Genomic DNA, 24,515 nt, shown 5'->3' with positions numbered 1-24,515 from the left:
ACATCAGGCTGTGCTTACGCCTTCACCCGCTTGATGTAATCACCAAACGCGGTCAACTGCCCCGAGAGATGGTCCAGCGTGCTCTGGTCAATCACTTCACCTGTTTGTGGGTCGACCTTGTTCTGAATCACGCCGCCCATAAATTCCGGTTTGTTCATGACCATTGCGTCGAGGAACACCAGGATCTGACGCAGATGGTACTGGCAGCGCGCGCCGCCGATGGCACCCATCGAGCTGGTCTGGATCAGCACCGGTTTACCCGCCAGCGGCTGTTCCGGCAGACGAGAGAGCCAGTCGATCGCATTTTTTAATCCACCCGGTACCGAGTAGTTATATTCCGGGGTCACAATCACCACCCCATCTGCCTGGCGAATCTGTTCAGCCAGCGCTTCAACGCTTTGCGGGAACCCCTCTTCTTGCTGCACATCGGCATCGTACAGCGGGATATCCCCAATAGACGGCAGGGCGTCGACCGTCATCCCCTCTGGCGCCAGTTTCGGCAGCGTACGGGCAACCATCCCGTTAAATGAACCTTTGCGCAGGCTTCCCAGTAACGTAACAACTTTCAACGTATCAGACATGATTACTCCTGTTTCATCATGATGGCCCTGGACGGGTCAGCTAAGGGTAAATGCTTTCTCTGCGGGTAAACTGGTTAATCTCATCAGACGCGTGGCGGGTTCGTTGGCACGCTCGGGAACGTCCGCCAGGCTATTCCAGCCATGCTTGCTGTCAAATTCCCAGATATTCAAACGCTCAATCGCGGGCGTAACGGCGAGAGACCAGATCAGCACATCTTCTGCGTCGCTGAGGGCCTCTACAAGCGTTGCCTGGGTGGCGCGAAGTCGTCCGGAACCTGGAAGCAATTGTAGCAGCCGGGCATCGTCAGAGGCGCATCCGCAGAGTTTACGGATACTCTGGCGCAGGGTAATAAGCTGCGCCTTGGCTTCATTGGGATCGTTTTGATTACGCACCCACAGCAGTTCATTGCTGGATAACGGATAGGTGTCGTGGGCATGCGGCCCGCCGTGGAAGCCACGAATAGCGCGCTGCAGTTCCATATCCAGACCACAATCGCCCTCTGTCGTGAGCGCTACACCGACAATATTCCCCGTATAGGCGATGGAAAAACGAGGCAGTTCAGGGTTGGCAAATACAGGGCGCCCCTCCGGCAGGGTGATGATATCCGGTAGCTCAGTGGTGCCGTAAAGCATAAACAGCAGTTCGGCGAGCAGCGCTCTTGAGGCGATAAAACGTGAGCGGCGATGTTCCGGCAGTATCCGTGCTTCATCATGACAGGCGGGGGAGAGCCTGGTAGAGACAAGATGTCCCTGGGTAAGTATCCCTCTAGCAAAGTGCGTTGCCATTTTTCGCTCCGTGATAATGGTTTGTGCCTGGTTAAACGGTTACATCATTATCGCTTAACTCTTCCTCAGTTTTAATCCGTAAAGTTGATTATTAGAAGTCCCGACACCGAACTTTACATTTTCAGATATAAAAATCGGATTCCTCGCGCAATGAATCACGATAGAGGGCCTTGATCGTCTCTTTAAGCCAGATGATTTTCGGGTTATGGCTGTTACGTTTGTGCCAGATAAGCGTAAAGGGCACGGTAAGTTTTTCCGCCATCGCTTCGTCGATAGGGATCGGACGCGTCACCAGCTTACGCTGGTGGAGATGATTATAGTGCCGGCAGTAGTGCGGCGCGGTCGCAATGTAGTCATGGTGCGGCTGCGCAGCCATAAACATCGACTGCTCAAACCCCGGCAGGCTCATAGCGATATTGCGCGTCAGCCCCATCTCATTTAACACCTCGTCCAGCGCCCAAGTGTCGCTACGCTCCCAAAAGATACTGATATGGGGGTAGCGGAGAAACGTCTCGAGATTCCACTCCTCCTGAAGCGCCGGATGGCCCTCACGCAGGTAGACGCAGGGGCGGTCGGAAAAGAGAATTTCATGGTCGATAAACCACGGCAGCAATTTCAACAGTTCGCGGGAGCGAGGATGGGTTTCGCGACCGGTAAAGCCGATATCCACTTCACCCCGGGTTATGGCATCCAGCGAGTCGTAGTCCCAGTGGCGCATACGCACCGAGGCCTGGGGGTAGCGCTGGTTTATCCTGTCCAGTAGCGCGTTAAAGCGGATCAACATTAACGGCGTTTCTGCCGCCAGTTCAAACTTCATCCCCCCCGGGGAGTCATTGTGTGACTTGTCGAGGATCTGATTGCCTATCTGCATCCAGTCGGCAAGATCGTGCTCCAGGCTTACCGTCAGCGGCGTTGGCAGTAACCCGAGCGGGGTTTTCACAAATAACGGATCATCGAACCAGGCGCGCAGCTTTGCCAGCGCTTTGCTGACCGCGGACGGCGTGATATTCATTCGCTTCGCCGCCCGGGTAACGCTTCGCTCCTGCAACAACAGTTGCAGGGTGAGTAACAGATTAAGATCCAGACTGCTGAGGGGCTTCTTCATAATGGGCTATGGGCCGAATCGCCAGAAGGAGAACAATGCAGAGAATGCTACAGCCAATCAGAATCCCGATCAGCATATTCAGCGCATTAAGGCCGAGCACGGCGGCGAGCCAAATCCACAGCGACGAGCCGCACACCTGCGCGATACCTAATACTGAACTGGCCACGCCTGCCCGCAACGAAAAGGGTCCTAACGCCTGACTCATCGCTACGCCAAAGCCGACGGAGAAACCTGCGCAAATCAGCGTAATGCCCGCCAACATCAAAGAGTGCGAACTTGCCGATGCGAGCAGCACGCCTGCGGCCAGGAACAGTACCTGTGAAGTCAACATCAGGGTGCGCTGGCTAAAGATATTTAGCGCAAAAGGAGTAGAGAAGGAGACGGCCATACTTACCAGCGCGGTAGAGGCCATCACTGTAGAGTATTCGCCGCGATCAAAGCCCATGGTTTCCATCAGCAATACCGGGGAAACGTTTACATAGGTCAGGATCACCGCCACGCTGAGGGTCGTGACCAGCAGTCTGCTAATAAAAAATCGGTTTAGCAGTTTTTCCGCCGGATGGAAGGTAGTCCCCGTCCGGGAGTGTTGTGAACCCGGGTGGGTCTCTTTCAATACCGCAATAGAGAGGAGGAAGACCAACATCCCCATTATCGCCATGGTCCAGAACAGGCTTTGCCAGGGCAATTTGAGCATAATCAGATAACCGATGACCGGCGCCAGTACCGGAATAATGCAGGTAATGCCGTTAAGCATCGAGAGCACTTTCGCACGGCGCTGGGCGCTTAACGTATCGCGCAGAATAGCAAACGCCACCACGTAGCAGCCGCCAGCGCCGACGCCCTGAATGAAGCGTCCGATCAGGAAGAGGGTGCTTTCTTGCGCTTGTGAACAGAGTACTGACGCGAGGGCAAAAATCACGGCGCCGGTAATCGCCACGGGCTGACGTCCTGCTTTATCGGCAATTTTCCCGGCAAACACCATTGAGGAGGCCATTCCCGCGAGGTAGGCCGAAAAGGCAATGTGCAACTGCGCTTCACTGGCCCCCAGGTCGCGGGCGATATGCGGCAAACCGACCAGATACATATCAATGCCAGACGGATAAAGCAGAACCAGTGCAAAGCTACAAAACAGAAAACGAGCCATAGATCCCCCATAGATGCAGGCAAGCAGAATAGGGGTTGGGAAGGGGATAAGCGAGTTGCCATTTGGACAAAGGTGATTTCCTGTCAGGAAAGCCACCCGGGCGGGTGGCGTAGACAACGAGCGCGGACGTTAACCGAAGCGTGGCAAAACGTTAAAGGTGCTGCCGAACCAGCAGAGAATAACCGCAATACCAAACAGAATGACCAGCCCCGGAATAAACAGCCCTCCCCAGACGGTGAAGGTTTTTTCGGGAAACTTTTTTCTCGCTTTTAATGCCAGCACGGCAGGAACAATCACGGCCCAGATGGTTGCGCACAAACCCGCACCGCCAATGCCATAGATAAAGCCATTCGGGAAGATGAGATAGAGAATGGCGGGGGGCAGAAAGGTTAACAAAACCGTTTTCAGGCGTCCGACAGGAGAGTTATCGATGTTAAAGAGATCGGCAAGATAGTCGAACAGCCCCAGGGTGACGCCGAAGAAAGAGCTGGCGACCGCGAGGTTAGAGAAGACCAGCAGGCAAAATTCGATCACGCCGTGCTGTCGGGTGCCGAGGAATGATTTCACCAGCGAATCGACATTGCCGCCTGAAGAGATAATCTCGTTAAAGCTCTCGCGGGTAATATTGCCCATCGTGCAGTACAACCAGAACAGATAAATGAACAGGGCCAACAGCGAGCCAAAGACAATGCTTTTAATCAGTTTATCTTTTCGTTTGCCGTAGCAGATGATTAAGCTGGGTATATTGCCATGAAAACCAAACGACGCCAGACAGACCGGCAAGGCCATAAAAATATAGGGGAAATAGGCTGTGTTGCTGGTGGTACTGACATTAATGTCCCGTAAAATGGCGTAGTCCACCTGGAAGAAAAACGACCCAAAAACAATAATAAACGCAATGATCTTAATCCCCAGGAAAAGCGAGGTAATACGGCTGGCCGCCAGGGAACTGACCCATAATACCGCCGCAACAAAGATCGCTGTACCTATCCCTACGAGGCGCGGATTAACATGCGTCCCCTGGTTCATGGCAATGGTTTCGCTAATGATCGCGCCATTGGCAGAGATATACGCATAAGTAAGAATATACAGAACAAAGGCGACCGTGAAGCCACTCACCACATTCCATTTATTGCCAATGAGATCTTTGGTGATGGTATTAAAGCTGGAACCGACAGGATAATTTAAATTGGCCTCTAACAGTAATAATCCTGAGTGAAGCATTGAAAACCAGGCAATGATTAAAATAAATGCGCCCCAAAAAAACCACGAGCCTGCTAAATCCACGGGTAAAGCAAACATTCCCCCGCCAATAACCGTACCTGCTATTACCATGACACCCCAAAACGAGGAGTGTTTAGTCTTCAAACTGTTATCCATGGTGCACCCATTAATTATGGTTAGCCTGATGTTGTTGGTGTGTAATGAATTCCGGGTGACTAACAGGGCGTTAGTCACCCGGAAGGTGCGGGTTAAACTTCTTTCAGTTTGGCAGTGAAGTGACGTAAAACTTTCGGTTCGTAGGTGAAGGTTAACCCCTTAATATTGCTGGCGTTCTCTTTCACATGTTTAAAGGCTTCGACAATAAAGTCCATGTGCGTCTGTGTGTAGGTCGCGCGTGGAATGGTTAAACGCAGTAACTCTGCCGGGCAGGGCAGCTGTTTGCCGGTTTTAGGATCGCGGCCTAACAAAAACGACCCGATTTCTACCGCCCGAATGCCCGCCACCTTATAGAGCTCGCAGGCTAACGCCTGTGCCGGGAACTGTTCAGCCGGAATATGCGGCAGTAGTTTTCCTGCATCAACAAATGCCGCATGCCCTCCCGCCTGCTGACACACTACACCGATGGCTTCCAGGCCATCGACCAGGTATTGCACCTGATTGATACGGTACGCCAGCCAGTCCGGATTCATGCCATCATGCAGACCGACGGCCAGGCGCTCCATCGCACCGCCTTCAAGGCCACCGTAGGTCGGGAAGCCTTCCTGCACCACGCAAAGGGTTCGGCATTCGGTATAGACGTCGAAGAAGCGGTCATCCTTAATACACAGCAGGCCGCCCATGGGCACCATCGCGTCTTTTTTGGCCGACATCGCCAGCATATCGGCATATTTATAGGTTTCACGGGTAATGTCTGAAATGCTCCAGTCGCGGTATTCCGCTTCACGCTTCTGGATAAAGTAGGCGTTCTCCGCGAAGCGCGCGGAGTCCATTACCACCGGAATGTCATATTTTTGCGCGATGGCGTACATCGCCTTCAGGTTGGCCAGCGAGACCGGCTGGCCGCCGGCGGAGTTGCTGGTAATGGTTGCGACGATATAAGGCACATTATTGGCGCCCACCTCCTGAATGCCGCGCTCCAGTCCTTCGAGGTCAAAGTTGCCTTTAAAATCGTAACGAATACCGGTATCAAACGCCTCTTTGATATAGACGTTACGCACCGTGCAGCCATTAATCTGGCTATGGCCCTGAGTCGTATCAAAGAAATAGTTGGAGAACGCGACCATTTTGCTGCGGTCCAGCCCTTTTTCCTGCTCGCGTTTTTTGATCAAGACCGGAATGTAAATCTGTTCAGCGCCCCGTCCCTGGTGAGTCGGGATAGTGTATTGATAGCCAAAAATGGTTTTCACCGCATCGGAGAGCGCGTAATAACTGCGGCTGCCGCTGTAGGCTTCGTCCCCACGTAACATAGCGGCCTGCATATTTTGTGTGACTGCCCCGGTACCGCTGTCGGTCAGCAGGTCAATAAAGACATCTTCGCTATCAAGCAGAAACGGGTTCATGCCCGATTCAACAATGGCATTTTCCCGGTGCTCGCGGGTGGTGCGTTTCACTGGCTCAATAACACGAATACGGAAAGGCTCAGGTAAATGTTTGAAGTTTTCCATTTGTTCATCCTTTTTGCACGCAGCGGTGCTGAGGGCTATTTAATAACCCTAAGTACAGAGATGTATATGCCAGCCATCATTTAATGCCGCCTGTGGAAATAAAGCATGCAGACGATCGGAGCTGGCAAGAATATATTGCAGACATACCAAATAAGCAGATTAATAAACCTGGTTAGTTAGCATTTAGCAAAGGACGAGCAAAGGGGGGATTATGGGTGGTGATTGACAATTTTATTGTCAATATTAAACCACTTAGAAGTGATGTATGTATTTAAGATAATCATCATTGATTTATCCTCATTAGACACTCAGCTACATTATTATAATGAGAATAACGGGTCTATCTGCAGGATAATTAATTGTGAGTGTAATCACAGCCACAATAACCTGACGATTACTGTGGCTGTGCAGGGTTATTTCCCGATACAGAAGCTCGAGAAGATGCGGCCCAACAGATCGTCCGAGGAGAACTCCCCGGTGATCTCACTCAGATTCTGCTGCGCCAGGCGCAGCTCTTCCGCCAGCAGCTCACCCGCCCAGGCACCAATCAGCTGCGCTTTCCCCTGAACAAGATGATTCGCCGCCTCTTCCAGCGCCTGCAGGTGACGACGGCGCGCCAGGAAGCCGCCCTCCATGCTGGTATCAAAGCCCATGCTCTGTTTGAGATGGTTACGCAGGTCATCCACGCCTTCGCCGGTACGTGCCGAGAGGCGAATAAGTGAGTGACCATTTACTTCACTCATACCCAGCGTCTCGCCCGTCACATCGGCTTTGTTACGCACAACGGTGATCGGCAGTTTAGCGGGCAGACGGGCGATAAAGTCCGGCCAGATATCTGCGGGATCCACCGCGTCAGTGGTGGTGCCGTCTACCATAAATAGCACGCGGTCAGCCTGCTCAATCTCCTGCCAGGCGCGCTCGATACCGATACGCTCCACTTCGTCGCTGGCATCGCGCAGACCCGCGGTGTCGATAATATGCAGAGGCATGCCGTCGATGTGGATATGCTCGCGCAGTACATCGCGGGTGGTGCCGGCGATATCAGTAACGATGGCAGCCTCACGACCCGCCAGCGCGTTCAGCAGGCTCGATTTACCGGCATTAGGGCGACCGGCAATCACCACCTTCATCCCTTCACGCAGCAGGCTGCCCTGGCGCGCTTCGGCACGCACCGCGTCGAGATCGGTCATCACGCTGTTGAGCTGGGCTTCGATTTTGCCATCGGAAAGGAAGTCGATTTCCTCATCCGGGAAATCAATCGCCGCCTCCACGTAGATCCTGAGGTGAGTAAGTGCTTCCACCAGATGGTTTACGCGGGCAGAAAATGCCCCCTGCAGCGAGTTGAGCGCAGAGCGGGCCGCCTGCTCAGAGCTGGCGTCGATCAGGTCGGCAATCGCCTCGGCCTGCGCCAGATCGAGTTTATCGTTCAGAAAGGCACGCTCAGAAAACTCACCCGGCTTCGCAATGCGCAGGCCCGGCAAGGTCAGAATACGTTTTAACAGTAAATCGAGGATCACCGGGCCGCCGTGGCCCTGAAGTTCGAGCACATCTTCGCCGGTAAAGGAGTTTGGCCCCGGAAACCACAGCGCAATGCCCTGATCCAGCGCGGTACCGTCGCTGTCTTTAAACGGCAAATAATCGGCGTAGCGCGGCTTCGGCAGTTTCCCCAGTACGGCTTCTGCCACCTCGCGCGCCTTTTGGCCGGAGATGCGCAGGATGCCCACACCACCGCGTCCCGGTGGGGTTGCCTGGGCGACGATAGTGTCGTTATGGCTCATGGTTTTTCTCAACTGTGTTGCAATAAAAAAAGGCGGTCATTTGACCGCCCTTATTCTAGCTACTGCTCAACCGAATCAGGAACTTTTCTTTTCGCGGCTATGCAGGCCACGTTTTTCCAGACCACGGTAAATCAGCTGCTGCTGGATAATGGTCACCAGGTTGCTGACGATGTAGTACAGCACCAGACCTGACGGGAACCACAGGAAGAACACGGTGAAGATGACCGGCATGAAGGTCATGATCTTCTGCTGCATCGGGTCGGTCACGGTGGTCGGCGACATCTTCTGGATGAAGAACATCGTCACGCCCATCAGGATCGGCAGGATGTAGTACGGGTCCTGTGCAGACAGGTCATGGATCCACAGGGCGAACGGCGCATGGCGCAGCTCAACGGAACCCATCAGCATGTAGTACAGCGCAAGGAAGATTGGCATCTGAATCAGCAGCGGGAAGCAACCACCCAGCGGGTTCACTTTCTCTGCTTTATACAGGGCCATCATCTCCTGGCTCTGACGCTGTTTGTCATCGCCCAGACGCTCACGCATCGCCGCAATCTTCGGCTGCAGCATGCGCATCTTCGCCATGGAGGTGTACTGCGCTTTAGTCAGCGGGTACATGATGCCACGAACGATAAAGGTGATAACGATGATGGAGAAGCCCCAGTTACCCAGGAAGCTATGGATCCACTTCAGCAGCTTAAACAGCGGCTGAGAGATGAACCACAACCAGCCGTAATCCACGGTCAGATCCAGGTGCGGCGCTACTGCAGCCATTTTGTCCTGAATTTCCGGGCCGACCCACAGGGTGCTCGCCAGCTTACCGGTTTGACCCGGCTGCACCAGAACCGGCTGAGATTTGTAGCCGATAGCTGCAATACCGTTGCCGAGGTTCGCGGTGTAGAAGTTGTTGGTACCGTCGTTATTAGGCACCCACGCCGTTGCGAAATACTGTTGCAGCATCGCAACCCAACCGCCTTTAGCGCTGACGTTCAGGTTCTCGTTATCCGCGATAGTATCGAATTTGTATTTCTCATACTTCGAATCTGGCGTGGAGTACGCTGCGCCACGGAAGGTATGCAGCGCGAAGTTGCTGCTTCCGGTGTCACGATGAGACGGCAGATCGATGGATTGCTTCAGCTGACCAAAGGTCGAGATTTCCAGCGGTTTCTCGCTGGCGTTCTGCACGCTGTAGCCAACGTTCACCGCATACTCACCGCGTTTCAGGGTGAAGGTTTTGGTGAAGGTGTTGCCTGCGGCGTCGGTATAGGTCATCGGGATAGCCAGCTCGTTCTGACCATCAGCCAGCACAAAGGTATCACTCTCGACGTTATACAGTGGACGCGCACCGTTAGCCGGGTTATCCGGGCCATCACGACCGGTCAGACCGCTCTGCGCCTGATAAAGGAACTGCGGTGTGGTTTCCAGTAACTGGAACGGTTCGGTAGACTTCAGCTCTTTTGGGTAGGTCAACAGCAGCGCCTGCTCAACATCACCACCACGGGTGTTGATAGTCAGCTCAAGCACATCGGTCTTAACCGTAATCTGTTTCCCCTGGCCACTGGCCGGTACGCCCTGGTCGGCGGCGCTACCCGCTGCGGTGGTCGTGGTCTGCGTGGTCTGCTGCTGGGGTTGAGGATTTTTATCCTGCTCCCATGCCTGCCAGATCATGAAAGACACGAACAACAAAGCGATGATAAGAAGATTGCGTTGCGAATCCATCGTTAGTGTTCTCTGGTATCAAAGGGTCCGGGGGGGACGGGGTCGTCTCCACCTGGGTGTAAAGGGTGGCATTTTAATACGCGTTTCACCGTCAACCAACTGCCTTTTATCACTCCAAACCTGCGCAATGCCTCAATTCCATAGCTTGAGCATGTCGGTGTGAAACGGCAGTGCGGCCCGAGTAGCGGACTAATCAGGCGTTGATAGACCCTAATGAGGGCTATCAGGACCCGTGAGCCAGGCGACAGTGGCGGCGCCATAATTTTTCCAACGCTTCCGAGAGAGCACGGTTATCGAGGTCGGCAACCCCTTTTTTCGCCACCACCACAAAATCCATCGAAGGGAGTTCATGTTGACGTAAACGGAAGCTTTCACGCGTCAGACGTTTAATCCGGTTGCGTTCATGCGCACGCTTAACGTTTTTCTTGGCGACAGTAAGACCGATACGGGGATGCCCCAGCGAATTTTGGCGGCCGAGGATGGTGATTTGCGGCGTGCCAGCCCGTTGTGGCTGCTGGAAGACGAAAGTGAAATGAGTGGGAGTTAACAAACGTAACTCCCTGGGAAATGCGAGCTTAACCACCAGGGGTTAGCTTTATTACTTGGAAACGGTCAGACGAGCGCGGCCTTTAGCACGACGACGTGCCAGAACCTGACGACCATTTTTAGTAGCCATACGAGCACGGAAGCCGTGAGAACGGTTGCGCTTCAGTACAGACGGTTGAAAAGTGCGTTTCATGGCGATTTCTACCTAAACTTGAATAAATTCAATGGCTTTTTACGATGCCCGAACGAATATCGCACGACGGACGCCGAAGCCATGGGTGATTAAAGAGGCCGGATTGTAATAATTGTACACTCCGGAGTCAATTCTCTTTCCTTATTTCCCGCGTAAATTCACACGATTTATTTCCCGCGTAAATTCACACGATTTCGCATGCAAAATGAACAGCGTTAAACGCGCGGGAAGCCGAGCATTACGCGACGGGTGGAGGATTATACGACCTCACCGGTAAAGCGCAAGGATCGTCCAGGATCTTCGTTAGATCTTTTAAGCAAAAATTTGTCACGACTCAGTAATTTTTCCAATATGCGGCCTAAATCCCGGGGCAGGCTAACCAGGATCGATTACACTTACCCGGTTTCGGATCTTCCTGTGGATAAATCGGGAAGAATCTGTGAGAAACAGAAGATCTCTGGCTCAGTTTAGGCTATGATCCGCGGTCCCGATCGGGATCCCAGCGGTTACGATCGGGTATAAAACCGCAGACAGCGGTTCGCACGTCCCCCTTATGCGCAGGGCTTTTCGACGTGCGTCTACAATCATGACTATTCAATAGCTTTCTTTTTATTGTTCGAGTGGAGTCCGCCGTGTCACTTTCGCTTTGGCAGCAATGTCTTGCCCGATTGCAGGATGAGTTACCAGCCACAGAATTCAGTATGTGGATCCGCCCGTTGCAGGCGGAACTGAGCGATAACACGCTGGCTTTGTATGCGCCAAACCGTTTTGTGCTCGATTGGGTAAGGGACAAGTACCTTAATAATATCAATGGACTGCTAAACGATTTTTGCGGTACCGATGCCCCACAGCTGCGTTTTGAAGTGGGCACCAAGCCGGTCACCCAAACCCTTAAAGAGACCGTTAACGTTGCCGCCCCTGCGCAGGCGACACAGGTCCATCAGCCGCGCGTCGTGCCTGCGGCACGTTCAGGCTGGGATAATGTTCCGGCCCCGGCGGAGCCGACCTACCGTTCCAACGTTAACGTCAAACATACCTTCGATAACTTCGTAGAAGGTAAATCAAACCAGCTGGCCCGTGCGGCAGCCCGTCAGGTAGCGGATAACCCCGGCGGGGCGTATAACCCCCTGTTTTTATATGGCGGTACCGGTCTGGGTAAAACGCACCTGCTGCATGCCGTGGGCAATGGCATCATGGCGCGCAAGCCAAACGCCAAAGTGGTGTATATGCACTCCGAACGCTTCGTTCAGGACATGGTAAAAGCCCTGCAAAACAATGCGATCGAAGAGTTTAAACGCTACTACCGTTCCGTTGATGCCCTGCTGATCGATGACATTCAGTTCTTCGCTAATAAAGAACGATCCCAGGAAGAGTTTTTCCACACCTTCAACGCTCTGCTGGAAGGTAATCAACAGATCATTTTGACCTCGGATCGTTATCCAAAAGAGATCAACGGCGTTGAAGATCGTCTTAAGTCCCGCTTCGGCTGGGGCCTGACCGTGGCGATCGAACCGCCGGAGCTGGAAACCCGTGTGGCGATCCTGATGAAAAAGGCAGATGAAAACGACATTCGCCTGCCGGGTGAAGTGGCATTCTTCATTGCTAAGCGCCTACGCTCTAACGTGCGTGAGCTGGAAGGGGCACTGAACCGCGTCATCGCCAACGCCAACTTTACCGGCCGGGCCATCACCATTGATTTCGTGCGTGAAGCGCTGCGCGATCTGCTGGCGTTGCAGGAAAAACTGGTCACCATCGACAATATTCAGAAGACGGTGGCGGAGTACTACAAAATTAAAGTGGCCGACTTATTGTCGAAACGCCGTTCACGCTCGGTAGCCCGACCTCGCCAGATGGCGATGGCGCTGGCAAAGGAGTTAACCAACCACAGTCTGCCGGAGATCGGCGATGCGTTTGGTGGCCGTGACCACACCACCGTGCTGCACGCTTGTCGTAAAATCGAGCAGCTGCGGGAAGAAAGCCACGACATAAAAGAAGACTTCTCCAATTTAATCAGAACATTATCATCGTGACGCTATGAAATTTACCGTTGAACGTGAACATTTATTAAAGCCGCTACAACAGGTGAGTGGCCCATTAGGCGGCCGCCCGACGCTGCCTATTCTTGGTAACCTGCTGCTGCAGGTCGCAGACGGTACGCTGTCGCTGACCGGCACCGATCTGGAAATGGAGATGGTTGCGCGGGTGACGCTGACTCAGCCGCACGATGCAGGCGCCACCACGGTTCCGGCCCGTAAATTCTTTGATATTTGCCGTGGCTTGCCTGAAGGGGCAGAGATCGCCGTGCAGCTCGAGGGCGACCGCATGCTGGTCCGCTCTGGCCGCAGCCGTTTCTCTCTCTCTACCCTGCCAGCCGCGGACTTCCCGAACCTGGATGACTGGCAGAGCGAAGTGGAATTCACCCTGCCACAGGCGACGATGAAGCGTCTGATTGAAGCCACGCAGTTTTCTATGGCGCATCAGGACGTTCGCTACTACTTAAACGGCATGCTGTTTGAAACCGAAGGGGAAGAGCTGCGTACCGTCGCCACCGACGGACACCGCCTGGCGGTCTGCTCTATGCCAATTGGCGTTAGCCTGCCAAACCATTCGGTGATCGTGCCGCGTAAAGGGGTGATTGAGCTGATGCGCATGCTTGACGGCGGTGATACTCCGCTGCGCGTGCAAATTGGCAGCAATAACATTCGTGCCCACGTGGGGGATTTCGTCTTCACCTCGAAGCTGGTTGATGGGCGTTTCCCGGATTATCGCCGCGTATTGCCGAAGAATCCCGACAAGACGCTGGAAGCGGGCTGCGACAGCCTTAAGCAGGCATTTGCCCGTGCGGCCATTCTCTCCAACGAGAAGTTCCGCGGCGTGCGTCTGTATGTGAGTGAAAACCAGATCAAAATCACCGCGAATAACCCGGAGCAGGAAGAGGCAGAAGAGATTCTGGACGTCACCTACGCCGGCGCAGAGATGGAAATCGGCTTTAACGTTAGCTACGTGCTGGACGTACTGAATGCACTGAAATGCGAGAATGTTCGCATTCTGCTGACCGACTCTGTATCGAGCGTACAGATTGAAGATGCTGCATCCCAGTCCGCTGCTTATGTTGTTATGCCAATGAGACTGTAGTGATAACTATCGGGCTATCTTACTTGCCATTTTCAACCTGGGCTGTGCTCGCCCCTGTCACGTACTGCGTGTACGCGCCAGGGTCTGCGCGCAGTCCGCGTTGAAACTGGCTGCGCCGATTACGCCCTGGCCCGAAGAAATTCAGATATGTCACTGACGCGCCTTTTAATCAAAGATTTCCGTAATATTGAAAATGCGGATCTCGCTTTATCCCCCGGCTTTAACTTCCTGGTTGGCGCAAACGGCAGCGGCAAAACCAGCGTGCTGGAAGCCATCTATACGCTTGGCCACGGTCGGGCGTTTCGCAGCTTGCAAATTGGCCGCGTCATTCGCCACGAGCAAGAGTCCTTTGTTCTGCATGGGCGTCTTCAGGGCGCAGAGCGTGAAACCGCCGTCGGCCTGACCAAAGACAAGCAGGGTGACAGTAAAGTCCGCATTGATGGTACCGACGGGCATAAGGTGGCCGAACTGGCGCTCTTGATGCCGATGCAGCTGATTACGCCCGAGGGGTTTACTTTACTCAACGGCGGCCCCAAATACAGAAGAGCGTTCCTTGACTGGGGATGCTTTCACAATGAAGCGGGATTCTTTAACGCCTGGAGCAATCTCAAGCGTTTGCTCAAGCAGCGCAATGCCGCGCTGCGCCAGGTGACGCGCTACGCCCAACTGCGCCCGTGGGACAAAGAGTTGGTCCCGCTGGCGGAACAAATCAGCACCTGGCGTGCCGAATACAGCGCAGGTATCGCCGAAGATATGGCCGACACCTGCAAACAGTTTTTACCGGAGTTCTCTCTCACCTTCTCCTTCCAGCGTGGCTGGGAGAAAGAGACGGATTATGCCGAGGTGCTGGAGAGAAGCTTCGAGCGCGACCGCCTGCTGACCTATACCGCGCATGGCCCGCATAAAGCGGATTTCCGCATTCGTGCTGACGGTGCGCCGGTAGAAGATACATTATCGCGTGGGCAGCTTAAGCTCCTGATGTGCGCGCTACGGCTGGCACAGGGGGAGTTTCTCACCCGCGAGAGCGGCCGACGCTGCCTGTATCTGATAGATGATTTTGCCTCGGAACTCGACGACGCGCGGCGAGGGCTGCTAGCCAGCCGCTTAAAAGCCACGCAGTCGCAGGTTTTCGTCAGCGCGATTAGCGCTGAACACGTTATGGACATGTCGGACAAAAATTCGAAGATGTTCACCGTGGAAAAGGGTAAAATAACGGATTAACCCAAGAATAAATGAGCGAGAAACGTTGATGTCGAATTCTTATGACTCCTCCAGTATCAAAGTCCTGAAAGGGCTGGATGCGGTGCGTAAGCGCCCGGGTATGTATATCGGCGACACGGATGACGGCACCGGTCTGCACCACATGGTATTCGAGGTGGTAGATAACGCTATCGACGAAGCGCTCGCGGGTCACTGTAAAGACATCGTGGTGACGATCCATGCGGACAACTCCGTATCCGTCACCGATGATGGTCGTGGCATCCCAACCGGTATTCACCCGGAAGAGGGCGTATCTGCTGCGGAAGTTATCATGACCGTTCTGCACGCAGGCGGTAAATTCGATGATAACTCCTATAAAGTCTCCGGCGGCCTGCACGGCGTAGGCGTCTCCGTGGTTAACGCCCTGTCGCAGAAGCTGGAGCTGGTTATCCAGCGTGAAGGCAAAGTTCACCGCCAGATCTATCAGCATGGTGTGCCGGAAGCGCCGCTGGCTGTCACTGGCGATACCGAAAAAACCGGTACCCTGGTGCGTTTCTGGCCGAGCCTGGAAACCTTCACCAACGTCACCGAATTCGAATATGAAATTCTGGCCAAACGCCTGCGTGAGCTGTCGTTCCTGAACTCCGGCGTCTCTATTCGTCTGCGCGACAAACGCGACGGCAAAGAAGACCACTTCCACTATGAAGGCGGTATCAAGGCGTTCGTTGAGTATCTGAACAAGAACAAAACGCCTATTCACCCGAATATCTTCTACTTCTCTACCGAAAAAGACGGTATCGGCGTGGAAGTGGCGCTGCAGTGGAACGACGGTTTCCAGGAAAACATCTACTGCTTCACCAACAACATTCCACAGCGTGACGGCGGTACGCACCTGGCGGGCTTCCGTGCGGCGATGACCCGTACCCTGAACGCCTACATGGACAAAGAAGGCTACAGCAAGAAAGCGAAAGTCAGCGCCACCGGCGACGATGCTCGTGAAGGCCTGATTGCCGTGGTCTCTGTTAAGGTGCCGGATCCGAAGTTCTCCTCTCAGACCAAAGACAAACTGGTCTCCTCTGAGGTGAAATCGGCGGTTGAACAGCAGATGAACGAACTGCTGAGCGACTACCTGCAAGAAAACCCGTCTGACGCGAAAATCGTGGTCGGCAAAATTATCGACGCGGCACGTGCCCGTGAAGCGGCGCGTAAAGCCCGTGAAATGACCCGCCGCAAAGGCGCACTCGACTTAGCAGGCCTGCCGGGCAAACTGGCAGACTGTCAGGAGCGCGACCCGGCGCTGTCCGAACTGTACCTGGTGGAAGGGGACTCCGCGGGCGGTTCTGCGAAGCAGGGCCGTAACCGTAAGAACCAGGCGATCCTGCCGTTGAAGGGGAAAATCCTCAACGTCGAGAAAGCGCGTTTCGACAAGATGCTCTCTTCGCAGGAAGTGGCAACGCTGATTACCGCGCTCGGCTGCGGCATCGGTCGCGACGAATACAATCCGGACAAGCTGCGTTATCACAGCATCATCATCATGACCGATGCGGACGTCGACGGCTCGCACATCCGTACGCTGTTGTTGACCTTCTTCTATCGTCAGATGCCGGAAATCGTTGAACGTGGCCATGTCTACATTGCGCAGCCGCCGCTGTACAAAGTGAAGAAAGGCAAACAGGAACAGTACATCAAAGACGACGAAGCGATGGATCAGTATCAGATCTCTATCGCTCTGGATGGCGCAACGCTGCATGCGAACGCCAGCGCTCCGGCCCTGGCCGGCGAGCCGCTGGAACGTCTGGTGTCCGAGTTCAACGCTGCGCAGAAAATGATTGGCCGTATGGAGCGTCGTTATCCGAAAGCGCTGCTGAAAGAGCTGGTGTATCAGCCAACGCTGACCGAAGCCGATCTGAGCAGCGAGCAGACGGTCAGCCGCTGGGTCAACGCGCTGGTAAGCGAGCTGAACGAGAACGAACAGCACGGTAGCCTGTGGAAATGCGATGTTCAGCAGAACGCTGACCAGCTGTTCGAGCCGATCGTCCGCGTGCGTACCCACGGTGTGGATACCGACTATCCGCTGGAGCACGAGTTTGTGACCGGGCCGGAATACCGTCGCCTCTGCACCCTCGGCGAAAAGCTGCGCGGTCTGATCGAAGACGATGCCTACATCGAACGTGGCGAACGCCGTCAGCCGGTTGCCAGCTTCGAGCAGGCGCTGGAGTGGCTGGTGAAAGAGTCCCGTCGTGGTCTGGCAATTCAGCGTTATAAAGGCCTGGGCGAAATGAACCCGGATCAGCTGTGGGAAACCACTATGGATCCGGAAAGCCGCCGTATGCTGCGCGTTACCGTAAAAGACGCGATTGCAGCGGATCAGCTGTTCACCACCCTGATGGGCGATGCGGTTGAACCCCGTCGTGCCTTTATCGAAGAGAACGCGCTGAAAGCGGCGAATATCGATATCTAAGCTGTTATCCCCCTCACCCTAACCCTCTCCCCATAGGGGAGAGGGGATGTACGGTACCGCCTTTTCTCCCTCGCCCCTGTGGGGAGAGGGCCGGGGTGAGGGGAGATTCTTTGCCTGCAAAAGAGGAATCCCCTCCTCATATCCAATCCCCTTTCTTACCGTGTTTTTTGAGCGGAATCGCGTTAGCATGAGTGCAGACTCATTCAATCCGGGGATCCCATGGCCATCAAACTCATTGCAATCGATATGGACGGCACGCTGCTGCTGCCAGATCACACCATCTCTCCAGCCGTTAAAAATGCGATTGCCGCCGCCCGTGCAAAAGGGGTGAATGTGGTACTGACGACCGGTCGCCCCTATGCCGGTGTGCATAATTACCTGAAAGAGTTGCACATGGATAAACCGGGTGATTACTGCATTACGTATAACGGTGCCCTGGTTCAGAAGGCCGCCGACGGCAGCACCGTCGCCCAGACCGCGTTGAATTATGACGATTACCTCTATCTCGAAAAACTCTCCCGCGAGGTGGGCTCACATTTCCACGCGCTCGATCGCAACACGCTCTACACGGCCAACCGCGATATCAGCTACTACACCGTACACGAATCCTATGTCGCCACTATTCCACTGGTTTTCTGCGAAGCAGAAAAAATGGATCCGCAAACGCAGTTCCTGAAGGTGATGATGATTGATGAGCCAGCCATTCTCGATAAAGCCATCGCCCGCATTCCGGCTGAGGTAAAAGAGAAATACACTGTGCTAAAAAGCGCGCCGTACTTCCTCGAAATCCTCGATAAACGCGTCAATAAAGGCACCGGCGTGAAATCGCTGGCCGATACGCTGGGTATCAAGCCTGAAGAGATCATGACCCTGGGCGATCAGGAAAACGATATTGCGATGATCGAATATGCGGGCATGGGCGTGGCGATGGATAACGCAATCCCATCGGTGAAAGAAGTGGCCAATTTCGTCACCAAATCTAACCTGGAAGACGGCGTTGCCTACGCGATTGAGAAATTTGTCCTGAACTAAGCGTGGCTAAATACATCGGCCCTGGTTATTAACCGGGGCTTTTTTTTGCCCTTAACTTATCGAATTGTTCTTTTTGTGATCCGGATTGTAGTACAACATAAATAGATTGTACTACATTGCAACCACGGTCTTAACGAATTGCATCACGTTTGTACTGCAAAAGTGAGGCGGAATTCAGCGGTCGCGGTAAAGTAGTGATGGACACAAAAATCATAAGGACCCTCCATGACTCTCAATAAAACCGACCGCATTGTCATCACGCTGGGCAGCCAGATTGTGGGTGGCAAATACGTACCCGGCTCGCCGCTTCCTGCAGAGGCGGAGCTATGCGAAGAGTTTGAAACCTCGCGCAACATCATCCGGGAAGTGTTCCGCTCGCTGATGGCAAAGCGGCTAATTGAAATGAAGCGTTATCGCGGAGCCTTTGTCGCCCCACGTAGTCAGTGGAACTACCTCGATACCGATGTTCTGCAGTGGGTACTGGAAAACGATTATGACCCGCGACTGATTAGTGCCATGAGCGAGGTACGAAACCTCGTAGAACCGGCGATAGCCCGCTGGGCCGCCGAACGCGCCACCTCGGGCGACCTGGCGCAGATTGAGTCGGCGCTGAACGACATGATCGCCAATAACCAGGATCGGGACGCCTTCAACGAAGCGGATATTCGCTACCACGAGGCGGTGCTCCAGTCGGTGCATAACCCGGTGCTACAGCAGCTTAGCGTGGCGATCAGCTCGCTACAGCGCGCGGTATTTGAACGGACCTGGATGGGCGATGAGGCCAACATGCCGAAAACGCTCCAGGAACATAAAGCGCTGTTCGATGCGATACGGCATCAGGACGGCGATGCGGCAGAGCAGGCGGCACTCACGATGATCGCCAGCTCGACACGAAGGTTAAAGGAAATCACATGACATCTCGCTACATCGCTATTGACTGGGGATCGACCAATCTGCGCGCCTGGCTTTATCAGGGTGAGCAGTGCCTGGAAAGCAGGCAATCAGAAGCAGGCGTTACGCGCCTGAACGGTAAATCCCCCGAGGCGGTGTTAGCAGAGGTGACACAAAACTGGCGCGACGGCGCCACGCCAGTGGTAATGGCGGGCATGGTGGGCAGTAACGTAGGCTGGAAAATTGCGCCTTATCTGCCCGTACCGGCTCGTTTCTCCGCCATTGGCGAACAGTTAACGTCCGTTGGCGACAAGATCTGGATTATTCCCGGCTTGTGCGTCTCTCGCGACGATAATCACAACGTCATGCGCGGCGAAGAGACGCAACTGCTCGGCGCGCGCACGCTTTCTCCTTCTTCTGTCTACGTTATGCCCGGTACCCACTGCAAGTGGGTACAAACCGATGCAGAGCAGATCCACGATTTTCGCACCGTGATGACCGGTGAATTACACCATTTGCTCCTTAAGCATTCGCTGGTGGGGGCGGGTTTGCCGGAGCAAGCCCCCTCGCCGGAGGCATTTGCCGCCGGGCTTGCGCGCGGGATCGCTTCTCCTGCCGTTTTGCCGCAACTTTTTGAGGTTCGCGCCTCGCACGTGCTGGGACAACTCCCGCGCGAGCAGGTCAGCGAGTTTCTGTCCGGCCTGCTGATTGGCGCCGAAGTCGCCAGCCTGAGTGAACGCTTCGCCGGGCAGCAGGCCATTACTCTCGTCGCAGGCTCATCGCTGAGCTCACGTTATCGGCAGGCGTTTCACGCCATCGGCCGGGACGTGGCGGTGGTAGAGGGCGACACGGCATTTCAGGCTGGAATAAGGAGCATCGCTCATGCAGTGGCAAACTAACCTTCCCCTTATCGCGATATTGCGCGGCATCACCCCCGACGAGGCGCTGGCGCACGTAGGCGCGGTGATTGAGGCCGGGTTCGACGCGGTGGAAATCCCGCTCAACTCCCCGGAGTGGGAAAAGAGCATCCCGGCCGTCGTCGATGCGTTTGGTGATAAGGCGCTGATTGGCGCAGGCACGGTGCTACAGCCGGAGCAGGTCGACAGGCTGGCGAAAATGGGCTGCAAACTTATCGTCACGCCCAACATCAACCCCGAGGTGATCCGCCGCGCGGTGGGCTACGGCATGACCGTCTGCCCGGGATGTGCAACGGCAACCGAAGCCTTTACCGCTCTCGATGCGGGCGCGCAGGCGCTGAAAATTTTCCCGTCATCGGCTTTTGGCCCGGAGTACATCAAGGCGCTGAAAGCGGTCTTACCCGCCAGCGTACCGGTCCTGGCGGTGGGCGGCGTGACGCCAGAAAACCTGGCGCAGTGGATGAAAGCTGGCTGTGCAGGCGCCGGGCTGGGTAGCGATCTCTATCGCGCCGGACAGACCGTAGAGCGCACCGCACAGCAGGCGGCAGCATTTGTGAAAGCGTATCGAGAGGCAGTGAAATGAAAATAACCAAACTCACCACGTACCGTTTACCGCCGCGTTGGATGTTCCTGAAAATCGAAACCGACGAAGGGGTAGTGGGCTGGGGCGAGCCGGTGATTGAGGGCCGTGTGCGCACCGTCGAGGCCGCTGTGCACGAGCTGGGTGAATACCTGATTGGGCAGGATCCCGCGCGCATTAACGATCTGTGGCAAGTGATGTACCGCGGGGGCTTCTATCGCGGCGGCCCCATTCTGATGAGCGCCATCGCCGGTATCGACCAGGCGCTGTGGGATATCAAAGGGAAAGTGCTGAATGCTCCGGTCTGGCAGCTGATGGGCGGCCTGGTGCGCGACAAAATTAAAGCCTACAGCTGGGTGGGCGGCGACCGTCCTGCCGAAGTCATTGATGGCATCAGAAAGCTGCGCGGGATTGGTTTTGATACCTTCAAGCTCAACGGCTGTGAAGAGATGGGAGTCATCGACAATTCACGTGCGGTAGACCGGGCGGTAAACACCGTGGCGCAGATCCGCGAAGCCTTTGGCAACGACATTGAGTTTGGTCTGGACTTCCACGGCCGCGTCAGCGCGCCAATGGCGAAAATATTAATTAAAGAGCTGGAACAATACCGCCCGCTCTTTATTGAAGAGCCGGTGCTGGCGGAGCAGGCAGAATATTATCCACGGCTGGCGGCGCAAACCGCTATTCCTATCGCTGCAGGGGAACGTATGTTCTCGCGCTTCGAGTTTAAACGCGTACTGGAGGCGGGCGGAATCGCGATCCTGCAGCCGGATCTCTCCCACGCGGGGGGCATCACCGAATGCTACAAAATCGCCGGTATGGCAGAAGCCTACGACGTGGCGCTGGCTCCGCACTGCCCGCTGGGGCCGATTGCGCTGGCAGCCTGTCTGCACGTGGACTTTGTCACCCGCAATGCCGTGTTCCAGGAACAGAGCATGGGGATTCACTATAACAAGGGCGCGGAGCTGCTCGACTTTGTGAAAAATAAAGAAGATTTCAACATGGAAGGCGGCTTCTTCAAACCCTTAATGAAGCCTGGGCTTGGCGTAGAAATAGATGAGGCGCGGGTCAGCGAATTAAGCCGAAATAGCGCAGACTGGCGCAATCCTCTGTGGCGTCAGGAAGATGGTGCGGTTGCCGAATGGTAACACCCTAATAAGTTAATGCGTTTCTCTATATCAATCTTTGCCTTCTGATGGCCGCGATTTGGCCTGAAGAGGGCAAGATGAAGAGGTAATAATCGATGAGCATTGCACTCTATACTTCTACACTCAAAAAACTAAATAGCAAAATAATTCCCTTCGTCATCATTTGTTATTTTGTCGCCAATCTTGATAAAACGAATATTTCTATTGCCGCCTTACAAATGAATGCGGATTTAGGTCTCACAGCCAGTATGTATGGCCTTGGCGTGGGCATGTTCTATATCTCCTACATTATTTTTGAAATTCCCAGTAACATTATTATGACGCGTGTCGGGGCGCGTATCTGGATCGCCAGGATAATGATCACCTGGGGTATTATCAGCGCCGGGATGTCGCTGGTACAAACACCTACTCAGCTCTATGTCATGCGTTTTCTGTTGGGCATGGCGGAGGCAGGGTTTACGCCCGGTATTATTTACTATATCTCCTGCTGGTTCCCTAAGAGCAACCGCGCCCGCGCGATGTCATTCTTCTATATGGGCTCCGTACTGGCCTCCATCATCGGCCTGCCTATCTCGGGATCCATTCTCAATATGCACGGCATTGCTGACATCGCCGGCTGGCGTTGGTTGTTCGCCATTGAAGGCATTCCGGCCATTATCCTGGGGGTGATGGTTTTAGGGTTACTGCCCTCTACGCCTGAGAAAGCCCACTGGTTATCGGGGTCTGAAAAGGAGTGGTTAATTGCTCAGTTAGCGGAAGATAACCGAAGTGTGACGGTGAATGAAAACCACTCCTGGCTGAGCGCGCTAAAAAACAAAGTGGTGCTGTTACTGAGTCTGGTTTGGTTTTTACAGGCCTTCGGCTCTATCGGTATTACGCTATTTTTACCGCTGATTCTTAAAAGTATTGCCAGCGAGCAAAGTAATTTTGTAATCAGCTTGCTCTCTGCGGTGCCGTTTATTTTTGCCTGCCTGTTTATGTATTTGAATGGTCGCCATTCCGATGTAACGAAAGAGCGATCCTTACATATGGGGTTACCTTTAATTCTCGCCGGAATATCGCTCGGGGCCGCTATTTATTCGGGTAACCTGCTGGTCTCCTATATTCTGCTGGTGCTGACGGTCGGTTTTAACTTTGCCCTAACCCCTGTTTTCTGGGCAGTGACAACAGAAAAACTGGCCGGCGTTGCCGCGGCTGCCTCTATTGCATTTATTAATACGATTGCCAATTTCGTTGGATTAGGCCTGCCGCCTGTTTTAGGCAAGATTAAGGATCTGACCAACAGCTATCACTACGGCCTGCTGATTGTGGCCATTGCGCTGATACTAGGGGGGATTATCGGTATCGCCGTCTCTCGCCCGGGTAAAAGCACATCGCTCAAGCAGTCAGCCTCCTCTTCTTTATAAGTGAACGGATAACGATGAAATTGAAAGTTTTGAAACAAGCCTCCCTGCCTGACCAGCTAACGGCAGAACTGGAAAAACGTTACGACGTTTATGAATATGCGGCGCTTAGCGAGGAGGCATTCGCGGACCTGGCCGGACAATTTACCGTGATGATTACTAACGGTGAGGCCGTCGTCACGCGCCAGCTGATCGCAAGCCTGCCTTCTCTGGAACTGATTGCTGTTTTTGGCGTGGGATACGACGGTGTCGATGTGGCGGCTGCGGCGGATCACCATGTGGCCGTCAGCCATACGCCGGGCGTGTTAACGGACGATGTTGCCGATTTGGCGATGGGACTCATGCTGGCGACATCGCGTCAGATCGTTTCTGCTCAGAAGTTTATTGAGGCGGGAAGCTGGCATCAGGGAGGATATCCGTGGACACACAAGGTTTCGGGGGCGCGAGTCGGCATTGTGGGCATGGGGAGAATTGGCCAGGCCATCGCACAACGTTGTGAAGGCTTTGCCATGCACATTGCTTATAGCGATAGCAAAGTTATCCCGGGGCTGAATTATACCCGAATTGAGGACATTGCCACCCTGGCGGCAGAAAGTGATTTCTTGATGATATGTACGCCGGGTAGTGCAAAAAACCAGGCGCTGATTGATGGCCGGGTTCTCGCGGCGCTGGGTGAGAAAGGAATATTGATCAACATTTCGCGTGGTAGCGTAGTGGATGAGCCCGCGCTGATTAACGCGATTGAACAGGGCACCATCGCCGGGGCCGGACTGGATGTGTTCAGTCGCGAGCCGGACGTTCCGCAGGCGTTGCTCCAGCGCGCTAACGTGGTGGTGACGCCACATATGGCCAGCGCGACCTGGAGCACCAGAGAGGCGATGTCCCGGTTAGTGCTGGAAAATGTTTCGGGTTGGGCCAGCAATAAGCGTCTGGTAACCCCCATCCCTGAGCTGGACGCGTAGTCATTTTCCGGCAGATCCATTACTCTGAAGCGCAACTGTCGCTTCA

24 protein-coding genes are annotated in these 24,515 nt (G+C 54.4%); 11 read left to right on the top strand and 13 right to left on the bottom strand.

The window, feature by feature from the left end:
- Positions 1-14: 14 nt before the first annotated feature.
- The 13 genes from WFN75_RS18920 to WFN75_RS22705 form a co-directional block, all read right to left on the bottom strand.
- Positions 15-581, bottom strand: a complete 567-nt coding sequence (locus tag WFN75_RS18920; RefSeq protein WP_040077725.1) for an NADPH-dependent FMN reductase — start codon at positions 579-581, stop codon at positions 15-17.
- A gap of 36 nt (positions 582-617) precedes the next feature.
- The gene (locus tag WFN75_RS18915; protein ID WP_046886357.1) at positions 618-1,367 is read right to left on the bottom strand and encodes a 4'-phosphopantetheinyl transferase family protein; all 750 of its coding nucleotides are present in this window, start codon (positions 1,365-1,367) and stop codon (positions 618-620) included.
- 121 nt (positions 1,368-1,488) lie between these two features.
- On the bottom strand, positions 1,489-2,472 hold the full coding sequence (yidZ, locus tag WFN75_RS18910; RefSeq protein ID WP_040077727.1) for an HTH-type transcriptional regulator YidZ: 984 nt from the start codon (positions 2,470-2,472) through the stop codon (positions 1,489-1,491).
- Positions 2,441-3,616: an MFS transporter gene (locus WFN75_RS18905; RefSeq protein WP_336996668.1), complete on the bottom strand. Its 1,176-nt coding sequence runs from the start codon at positions 3,614-3,616 to the stop codon at positions 2,441-2,443. Before WFN75_RS18905 ends, yidZ begins: the two co-directional genes overlap by 32 nt.
- Before the next feature lie 129 nt (positions 3,617-3,745).
- Complete coding sequence (tnaB, locus tag WFN75_RS18900) at positions 3,746-4,996, bottom strand: low affinity tryptophan permease TnaB (protein WP_046886355.1); 1,251 nt, start codon at positions 4,994-4,996, stop codon at positions 3,746-3,748.
- 92 nt (positions 4,997-5,088) lie between these two features.
- On the bottom strand, positions 5,089-6,504 hold the full coding sequence (gene tnaA, locus WFN75_RS18895; protein WP_336996667.1) for a tryptophanase: 1,416 nt from the start codon (positions 6,502-6,504) through the stop codon (positions 5,089-5,091).
- A gap of 209 nt (positions 6,505-6,713) precedes the next feature.
- Positions 6,714-6,788, bottom strand: a complete 75-nt coding sequence (gene tnaC / locus WFN75_RS22710; protein ID WP_103181005.1) for a tryptophanase leader peptide — start codon at positions 6,786-6,788, stop codon at positions 6,714-6,716.
- A 129-nt stretch (positions 6,789-6,917) separates the two neighbouring features.
- Positions 6,918-8,282, bottom strand: a complete 1,365-nt coding sequence (mnmE, locus tag WFN75_RS18890) for a tRNA uridine-5-carboxymethylaminomethyl(34) synthesis GTPase MnmE (protein WP_040077732.1) — start codon at positions 8,280-8,282, stop codon at positions 6,918-6,920.
- A gap of 75 nt (positions 8,283-8,357) precedes the next feature.
- On the bottom strand, positions 8,358-10,001 hold the full coding sequence (yidC, locus tag WFN75_RS18885) for a membrane protein insertase YidC (protein WP_040077734.1): 1,644 nt from the start codon (positions 9,999-10,001) through the stop codon (positions 8,358-8,360).
- Between the two features lie 2 nt (positions 10,002-10,003).
- Complete coding sequence (gene yidD, locus WFN75_RS18880) at positions 10,004-10,261, bottom strand: membrane protein insertion efficiency factor YidD (protein WP_001307474.1); 258 nt, start codon at positions 10,259-10,261, stop codon at positions 10,004-10,006.
- Positions 10,225-10,584 (bottom strand): ribonuclease P protein component, encoded by a 360-nt coding sequence (rnpA, locus tag WFN75_RS18875; RefSeq protein WP_014072458.1) that lies wholly within the window; start codon positions 10,582-10,584, stop codon positions 10,225-10,227. The genes yidD and rnpA overlap by 37 nt, the downstream gene beginning before the upstream one ends.
- Positions 10,585-10,599: 15 nt before the next feature.
- Entirely contained in the window at positions 10,600-10,740 is a 141-nt protein-coding gene (gene rpmH / locus WFN75_RS18870) for a 50S ribosomal protein L34 (protein WP_000831330.1), read from the bottom strand.
- Between the two features lie 257 nt (positions 10,741-10,997).
- Positions 10,998-11,090 (bottom strand): hypothetical protein, encoded by a 93-nt coding sequence (locus WFN75_RS22705; RefSeq protein WP_419395832.1) that lies wholly within the window; start codon positions 11,088-11,090, stop codon positions 10,998-11,000.
- A gap of 282 nt (positions 11,091-11,372) precedes the next feature.
- Here WFN75_RS22705 and dnaA point away from each other — a divergent pair, with 282 nt between their 5' ends.
- The 11 genes from dnaA to WFN75_RS18815 all read left to right on the top strand — a co-directional run bounded on the left by dnaA (position 11,373) and on the right by WFN75_RS18815 (position 24,469).
- Positions 11,373-12,770 (top strand): chromosomal replication initiator protein DnaA, encoded by a 1,398-nt coding sequence (dnaA, locus tag WFN75_RS18865; protein WP_040077736.1) that lies wholly within the window; start codon positions 11,373-11,375, stop codon positions 12,768-12,770.
- A gap of 4 nt (positions 12,771-12,774) precedes the next feature.
- The gene (dnaN, locus tag WFN75_RS18860) at positions 12,775-13,875 is read left to right on the top strand and encodes a DNA polymerase III subunit beta (RefSeq protein ID WP_040077737.1); all 1,101 of its coding nucleotides are present in this window, start codon (positions 12,775-12,777) and stop codon (positions 13,873-13,875) included.
- Positions 13,876-14,022: 147 nt separating this feature from the next.
- Positions 14,023-15,096, top strand: coding sequence for a DNA replication/repair protein RecF (gene recF / locus WFN75_RS18855; protein WP_040077739.1), 1,074 nt, complete (start codon positions 14,023-14,025; stop codon positions 15,094-15,096).
- A gap of 28 nt (positions 15,097-15,124) precedes the next feature.
- Positions 15,125-17,536: a DNA topoisomerase (ATP-hydrolyzing) subunit B gene (gyrB, locus tag WFN75_RS18850; protein WP_040077741.1), complete on the top strand. Its 2,412-nt coding sequence runs from the start codon at positions 15,125-15,127 to the stop codon at positions 17,534-17,536.
- Between the two features lie 219 nt (positions 17,537-17,755).
- The gene (yidA, locus tag WFN75_RS18845; protein ID WP_040077742.1) at positions 17,756-18,568 is read left to right on the top strand and encodes a sugar-phosphatase; all 813 of its coding nucleotides are present in this window, start codon (positions 17,756-17,758) and stop codon (positions 18,566-18,568) included.
- 225 nt (positions 18,569-18,793) lie between these two features.
- The gene (dgoR, locus tag WFN75_RS18840; RefSeq protein WP_336996666.1) at positions 18,794-19,483 is read left to right on the top strand and encodes a D-galactonate utilization transcriptional regulator DgoR; all 690 of its coding nucleotides are present in this window, start codon (positions 18,794-18,796) and stop codon (positions 19,481-19,483) included.
- Positions 19,480-20,358: a 2-dehydro-3-deoxygalactonokinase gene (locus tag WFN75_RS18835; protein WP_040077744.1), complete on the top strand. Its 879-nt coding sequence runs from the start codon at positions 19,480-19,482 to the stop codon at positions 20,356-20,358. The genes dgoR and WFN75_RS18835 overlap by 4 nt, the downstream gene beginning before the upstream one ends.
- Entirely contained in the window at positions 20,342-20,959 is a 618-nt protein-coding gene (locus tag WFN75_RS18830) for a 2-dehydro-3-deoxy-6-phosphogalactonate aldolase (protein ID WP_207292685.1), read from the top strand. The genes WFN75_RS18835 and WFN75_RS18830 overlap by 17 nt, the downstream gene beginning before the upstream one ends.
- On the top strand, positions 20,956-22,104 hold the full coding sequence (gene dgoD, locus WFN75_RS18825) for a galactonate dehydratase (RefSeq protein ID WP_336996665.1): 1,149 nt from the start codon (positions 20,956-20,958) through the stop codon (positions 22,102-22,104). Before WFN75_RS18830 ends, dgoD begins: the two co-directional genes overlap by 4 nt.
- A 95-nt stretch (positions 22,105-22,199) precedes the next feature.
- A complete protein-coding gene (locus WFN75_RS18820) occupies positions 22,200-23,510 on the top strand; it encodes an MFS transporter (protein ID WP_046886348.1) in 1,311 nt (436 codons plus the stop codon).
- 14 nt (positions 23,511-23,524) lie between these two features.
- A complete protein-coding gene (locus tag WFN75_RS18815) occupies positions 23,525-24,469 on the top strand; it encodes a 2-hydroxyacid dehydrogenase (RefSeq protein ID WP_212478210.1) in 945 nt (314 codons plus the stop codon).
- The last annotated feature ends 46 nt before the right edge of the window (positions 24,470-24,515 follow it).

The organism is Leclercia sp. UBA7405 (assembly GCF_037152215.1).
GTDB classification, from domain to species: domain Bacteria; phylum Pseudomonadota; class Gammaproteobacteria; order Enterobacterales; family Enterobacteriaceae; genus Enterobacter; species Enterobacter pneumoniae.
The sequence above is the reverse complement of the archived record's forward strand: the minus strand, read 5'-3'. Positions and strand labels throughout refer to the sequence as shown.

Bases quoted from the DNA above. Each gene is read 5' to 3' on its own strand.
- WFN75_RS18920 (WP_040077725.1), bottom strand. From the start codon at position 581: ATGTCTGATACGTTGAAAGTTGTTACGTTACTGGGAAGCCTGCGCAAA.
- WFN75_RS18915 (WP_046886357.1), bottom strand. From the start codon at position 1,367: ATGGCAACGCACTTTGCTAGAGGGATACTTACCCAGGGACATCTTGTC.
- yidZ (WP_040077727.1), bottom strand. From the start codon at position 2,472: ATGAAGAAGCCCCTCAGCAGTCTGGATCTTAATCTGTTACTCACCCTG.
- WFN75_RS18905 (WP_336996668.1), bottom strand. From the start codon at position 3,616: ATGGCTCGTTTTCTGTTTTGTAGCTTTGCACTGGTTCTGCTTTATCCG.
- tnaB (WP_046886355.1), bottom strand. From the start codon at position 4,996: ATGGATAACAGTTTGAAGACTAAACACTCCTCGTTTTGGGGTGTCATG.
- tnaA (WP_336996667.1), bottom strand. From the start codon at position 6,504: ATGGAAAACTTCAAACATTTACCTGAGCCTTTCCGTATTCGTGTTATT.
- mnmE (WP_040077732.1), bottom strand. From the start codon at position 8,282: ATGAGCCATAACGACACTATCGTCGCCCAGGCAACCCCACCGGGACGC.
- yidC (WP_040077734.1), bottom strand. From the start codon at position 10,001: ATGGATTCGCAACGCAATCTTCTTATCATCGCTTTGTTGTTCGTGTCT.
- yidD (WP_001307474.1), bottom strand. From the start codon at position 10,261: ATGGCGCCGCCACTGTCGCCTGGCTCACGGGTCCTGATAGCCCTCATT.
- rpmH (WP_000831330.1), bottom strand. From the start codon at position 10,740: ATGAAACGCACTTTTCAACCGTCTGTACTGAAGCGCAACCGTTCTCAC.
- dnaN (WP_040077737.1), top strand. From the start codon at position 12,775: ATGAAATTTACCGTTGAACGTGAACATTTATTAAAGCCGCTACAACAG.
- recF (WP_040077739.1), top strand. From the start codon at position 14,023: ATGTCACTGACGCGCCTTTTAATCAAAGATTTCCGTAATATTGAAAAT.
- gyrB (WP_040077741.1), top strand. From the start codon at position 15,125: ATGTCGAATTCTTATGACTCCTCCAGTATCAAAGTCCTGAAAGGGCTG.
- yidA (WP_040077742.1), top strand. From the start codon at position 17,756: ATGGCCATCAAACTCATTGCAATCGATATGGACGGCACGCTGCTGCTG.
- dgoR (WP_336996666.1), top strand. From the start codon at position 18,794: ATGACTCTCAATAAAACCGACCGCATTGTCATCACGCTGGGCAGCCAG.
- WFN75_RS18835 (WP_040077744.1), top strand. From the start codon at position 19,480: ATGACATCTCGCTACATCGCTATTGACTGGGGATCGACCAATCTGCGC.
- WFN75_RS18830 (WP_207292685.1), top strand. From the start codon at position 20,342: ATGCAGTGGCAAACTAACCTTCCCCTTATCGCGATATTGCGCGGCATC.
- dgoD (WP_336996665.1), top strand. From the start codon at position 20,956: ATGAAAATAACCAAACTCACCACGTACCGTTTACCGCCGCGTTGGATG.
- WFN75_RS18820 (WP_046886348.1), top strand. From the start codon at position 22,200: ATGAGCATTGCACTCTATACTTCTACACTCAAAAAACTAAATAGCAAA.
- WFN75_RS18815 (WP_212478210.1), top strand. From the start codon at position 23,525: ATGAAATTGAAAGTTTTGAAACAAGCCTCCCTGCCTGACCAGCTAACG.